The organism is Nesterenkonia massiliensis (assembly GCF_000455245.1).
In the GTDB taxonomy this organism is placed as follows: Bacteria; Actinomycetota; Actinomycetes; order Actinomycetales; family Micrococcaceae; genus Nesterenkonia; species Nesterenkonia rhizosphaerae.
The window spans coordinates 116,905-120,742 of sequence record NZ_HG005168.1 but is presented as its reverse complement, the minus strand read 5'-3'; the positions used below and the strand labels follow the sequence as shown (position 1 = coordinate 120,742).

The 3,838-nt window shown below is 61.4% G+C and carries 7 protein-coding genes; 4 read left to right on the top strand and 3 right to left on the bottom strand.

The genetic code is table 11. The features are described 5' to 3' along the window. On the top strand, positions 1–205 hold a 205-nt coding region (locus tag TX78_RS07745; RefSeq protein WP_147640454.1), incomplete at its 5' end, for an IS3 family transposase. 9 nt (positions 206–214) lie between these two features. Here TX78_RS07745 and TX78_RS14620 read toward each other — a convergent pair. Then, on the bottom strand, positions 215–385 hold the full coding sequence (locus TX78_RS14620; protein WP_081652659.1) for a GNAT family N-acetyltransferase: 171 nt from the start codon (positions 383–385) through the stop codon (positions 215–217). Further along, positions 382–1,143, bottom strand: a complete 762-nt coding sequence (locus tag TX78_RS07740; protein ID WP_044495155.1) for a CDP-alcohol phosphatidyltransferase family protein — start codon at positions 1,141–1,143, stop codon at positions 382–384. The genes TX78_RS14620 and TX78_RS07740 overlap by 4 nt, the downstream gene beginning before the upstream one ends. A gap of 76 nt (positions 1,144–1,219) precedes the next feature. On the opposite strand from TX78_RS07740, the gene TX78_RS07735 reads away from it, so the two are divergent. Then, a complete protein-coding gene (locus TX78_RS07735; RefSeq protein WP_044495153.1) occupies positions 1,220–2,191 on the top strand; it encodes an alpha/beta fold hydrolase in 972 nt (323 codons plus the stop codon). 29 nt (positions 2,192–2,220) lie between these two features. On the opposite strand, the gene TX78_RS07730 is transcribed toward TX78_RS07735, so the two are convergent. Next, positions 2,221–2,703 carry a hypothetical protein gene (locus tag TX78_RS07730; RefSeq protein ID WP_044495151.1) on the bottom strand — a complete coding sequence of 161 codons (483 nt, stop codon included), beginning with the start codon at positions 2,701–2,703 and terminating at the stop codon, positions 2,221–2,223. Between the two features lie 152 nt (positions 2,704–2,855). Between TX78_RS07730 and TX78_RS07725 the strand changes: the two genes are divergently transcribed. Both TX78_RS07725 and TX78_RS07720 read left to right on the top strand, forming a co-directional pair. Then, positions 2,856–3,269 (top strand): GNAT family N-acetyltransferase, encoded by a 414-nt coding sequence (locus tag TX78_RS07725; protein ID WP_199765265.1) that lies wholly within the window; start codon positions 2,856–2,858, stop codon positions 3,267–3,269. A gap of 69 nt (positions 3,270–3,338) precedes the next feature. Further along, positions 3,339–3,665 carry a nucleoside triphosphate pyrophosphohydrolase family protein gene (locus tag TX78_RS07720; protein ID WP_044495148.1) on the top strand — a complete coding sequence of 109 codons (327 nt, stop codon included), beginning with the start codon at positions 3,339–3,341 and terminating at the stop codon, positions 3,663–3,665. Positions 3,666–3,838: the final 173 nt, after the last annotated feature.

The window sequence follows — 3,838 nt, the reverse complement described above, 5'->3', positions numbered from 1 at the left end:
TGCGGCGATGGAGAGCTTCTTTGCGCTGCTTCAGAAGAACGTCCTGGATCGCCGTTCCTGGCAGACTCGCGATCAGCTGCGGATCGCGATCGTGACCTGGATCGAGCGGACCTACCACCGCCGCCGGCGGCAGAAGCGGCTGGCGGGATTGACCCCAGTGGAGTACGAAGCAATCATGAACACCGGCGTTGCTCTCGCGGCGTGACTTTAACTGTCACCTATCGGTGCGGCAGACCCCTTCGTGTCCAGGGTCATCGCCGGTTTCGACTAACACCATCCGCATGCCAGCTTGGCGTCCCTTCTCGAATGAATGCTCCATTAGTGTCTGTCCGATCCCCGGACCTAGATACTGCGGATCCACTACCAGTACGTGGATCTCGCTCATAAGTGATGCTCCTGCGCCTCGGCTAGGTCCGCCGAATCATTGTGCTGGCTCCGCCGTTTGAGTGTGAGCCGCAGACTCAGGGCCGAGTAGTAGACCACATAGCCACCGGAAAGGGCGATGAGCCACAGGCTGGGCGAGGGGTACTGCACCAGGATCACTGCATAGAGCCCTAACCACACAGTGGTGAGCGACATGGTCAACCACCATGCCGTCTCGGTCTGAGAAGGGTAGACGTACTTGATAGGGACGAACACCAGCACTGTCAGAACCAGCAGCACCGTGGTTGTGGTGGCCACTCCAGCACCGAGCACGATCAGGTAAAACGCGGCAATGTTCCAGTAGCTGGGGAATCCGAGGAAGAAGTGGTCATCGGTTTTGGCATCGCTGCGGCAGAACTGGAAGCAGGACGCCAGCAGCGGCACCGAGGCCACGACGCCGCCAAGCCAGCCATCCGGCAGAAAGCCTGTGCTCCAGAGCAACACCATCGGGGCGAAGGCGTAGGTGATGTAGTCGACAATATTGTCCAGCAGCGCTCCATCAAAGCCGGGCGTCACTTCCTTCACGCGGTAACGACGCGCCATGAACCCGTCGGAACCGTCGATGATCATTGCGGCCAAAAAGAGCCACAGCACAATCTCGACCTCGCCGGCATAGGACATGTGCACCATCAGCAGCGCGAGGACCACACCCAGAGCCGTATACGTATGGACTAATACCGCGCGCAGGCGGTGCCAAGGGATGGATTCCGGTGCAGACATGGCCCAACCCTAGTCTGCGCAATGTACCGACAGCCACATTCGCCTGACATGCCACCGCGCGCCCTAGGCTGAACCTATGTATGAGAAAGTTCAGCCCGCAGCCTCCGGCCTGCTGATGGCGAACGACGGCCAGGGCATCTACTGGGAGGAATCAGGCAGCCCAGAAGGGATCCCACTGGTGTATCTGCACGGCGGACCCGGCGGCGGACTTGGCACGCGTGGTTACGTCACGAAGGCCGATCCCAGCCGGTTCAGGATCATTGGGCTTGATCAGCGTGGGTGCGGTAAGTCTGTGCCGCTCGCCGTCGACCCCAAGCATGACCTTGCCGCCAACACCACGGCCCGGATGATCGCAGATCTGGAAGAGCTTCGTGAACATTTCGGGATCCAGCGCTGGGTGATCAACGGTGTCTCGTGGGGTTCAACGCTGGCGATCGCCTGCGCCCAGGCGCACCCGGAGCGGGTGCTCGGCGTCGTCGCGATGGCGGTGACTACCACCTCCCGTTGGGAAGTCGACTGGATCACCGAGACCGTTGGAGCCATCTATCCGGAGGAGTGGGAACTCTTCGTTGGGCACGCTGAGCAGGCGGTGCCGGGCTATCACAGGGGTCAGTCACGGCTGGTGGAGACATACCGGCAGCTCATTCGCCATCCCGACTTAGAGGTGCGCGACGCCGCCTCCCACGCCTGGGCGCGCTGGGAAGACGCTCACATCGCAATCGGCACCGGTGGGATTCACCGTGACCCGCGTTGGGAGGACAAGGATTTCCGGCACAACTTCGTCACCCTGGTCACGCACTACTGGGCCAACGACGGGTTTTGCGATCCACCGTTGTTGGACCGGATTGATCGCCTTACGGATATCCCTGCTGTCTTGATCCACGGACGATTAGATGTCAGCGGGCCGTTGCGCACCGCGTGGGAACTTCATCAACGCTGGCCCGGCAGCCGGTTGGTGATCGACGAAGGTGAAGGTCACGGCGGTTTCTCCATGGTGGAAGCTTGGCGCCAGGCCAACGACGACATAGCATCGCGCCTGCCCCGCTGACCGGCCGTATTACTCACACACAAGCGACCCTATCCGGGTTTATAAACGGTGCCTGATACCCCCGCGATCGCGAACCAGCCCTGTCCCGTGTCGCCGTGATCATCAACGGACGTGACCCATTCCTGCTCCTGGGCGCTTATGGATTGCGCTAACTCATCAAAACGCGCAGCGGCTCTCACATTGTCAGCAGGACCGGTCGCCCGGAATCGGTGCACCGGAACATCAGGCTCGTAGGATTGGAACTCCACTTCATACCTACGGCCAAGCTCTTTCGCCACGCGAGCGGCAAGGTGGTCGCCCCTCACGGTGAACCGACTGGCCAGCTCCGGTGACTTCCACTCCTGATCAGGCCCCAGCGCCTCGTAGTAGAAGCGCTCCCAGACTTCAAGGTCGCGAACGAGTTCCGCGGACAGCCCCGACGCGTCGTAAGGAACAGGCCCCTGGAACCACAGCACGGTGTCCGCATAGTCCGGAAAGAACCGAACAACCTGCCGATCAGCTCCGATGCCCATGCGGAAACGCTACAACAGGAACTCTTCCTCGGCGGCCGCACGCTGAACCATGGAACGGACTCACGCCTGTGCGCCGATATGGTGCTGCCATGACGGTTCGATTCCTCTCATCGGCAGACCGACCGCTCCTCAGAGAAGCCACGCTTGCGAATATGAACTGGAGCGGGCCACGGTTTACCTTCGACGACGTAGACGCTGCCCATGAGATCTCGCACTACTTCTCCACTTTTCCCTCAGGACGCGACTTTGGACTGGCCCACCACAACGGTGACATCGTGAACGCCGTGGCGTGGCTAGTGTTTCTTCCGGCTGAGGACCCGGGCTATGGGTTCGTAGATCCCGAGACCCCGGAGCTGTCTCTGACCACGTTCGCAGGGTCACGCGGGCAGGGCATTGGCAGTGCCCTGTTGCAGCAGCTCATTGCCGAGGCGCGGCGTCGTAGGATCTCTGGCATCAGCCTCAGCGTCGAAGACGGCAACGCTGCGCGGCGCCTCTACGAGCGCGCCGGTTTTCATGTCGTCGGGCGCAATGGTGGTTCCGAGACGATGTATCTCTCGCTGACCTGACTGGGCTCCGTCCGCCTGTGGGCAGGACCCGGATAAGCCCTGATCGGGTCCGCGCGTAGCATCATCCGTATGCACCTCAACGACATTGCCGTCCGTATCGAGAAACTCAGTGAGCGGTACGCGGAGATTCACGGGGTCACCAGATCCGCCGAGTGGGCTCTTCTCAAACTCACCGAGGAAGTTGGCGAGCTCACCCAAGCACACCTCACGGCGACCGGGCAGAGCAAGGACCGCGGACTCAGCACGGAAGAACAAGAACGTGTTGTGGCCAGCGAACTCGGAGACGTACTGGGAATGTGCCTGGTGTACGCGAGCCAACTCGGCATCAACCCAGAGACCGCCATCGCGGAGAAGTGGTTCCCCCATGAGCAGGGCCCCAGCGGCCTGTCCGACTGACGCGACTCAGATTGAGTCAGCACCCCTTGTTGCGGAGATGATTCTTCCCGACTGACAACAACCGGTGGTCGGCCCCTGTCTCCTTGCGTGGCTCACTTACTGCAGCGGGCGCAGGGCCCACTTGATCAGCGGCAGTTGCACCGGCAGCCGCGCGAAAGCTGCAGCGCGCATCA

What these genes read in the sequence shown, in the direction of transcription:
- TX78_RS14620 (WP_081652659.1), bottom strand. Translation starts at nt 385, where the DNA reads ATGAGCGAGATCCACGTACTGGTAGTGGATCCGCAGTATCTAGGTCCG.
- TX78_RS07740 (WP_044495155.1), bottom strand. Translation starts at nt 1,143, where the DNA reads ATGTCTGCACCGGAATCCATCCCTTGGCACCGCCTGCGCGCGGTATTA.
- TX78_RS07735 (WP_044495153.1), top strand. Translation starts at nt 1,220, where the DNA reads ATGTATGAGAAAGTTCAGCCCGCAGCCTCCGGCCTGCTGATGGCGAAC.
- TX78_RS07730 (WP_044495151.1), bottom strand. Translation starts at nt 2,703, where the DNA reads ATGGGCATCGGAGCTGATCGGCAGGTTGTTCGGTTCTTTCCGGACTAT.
- TX78_RS07725 (WP_199765265.1), top strand. Translation starts at nt 2,856, where the DNA reads ATGAACTGGAGCGGGCCACGGTTTACCTTCGACGACGTAGACGCTGCC.
- TX78_RS07720 (WP_044495148.1), top strand. Translation starts at nt 3,339, where the DNA reads ATGCACCTCAACGACATTGCCGTCCGTATCGAGAAACTCAGTGAGCGG.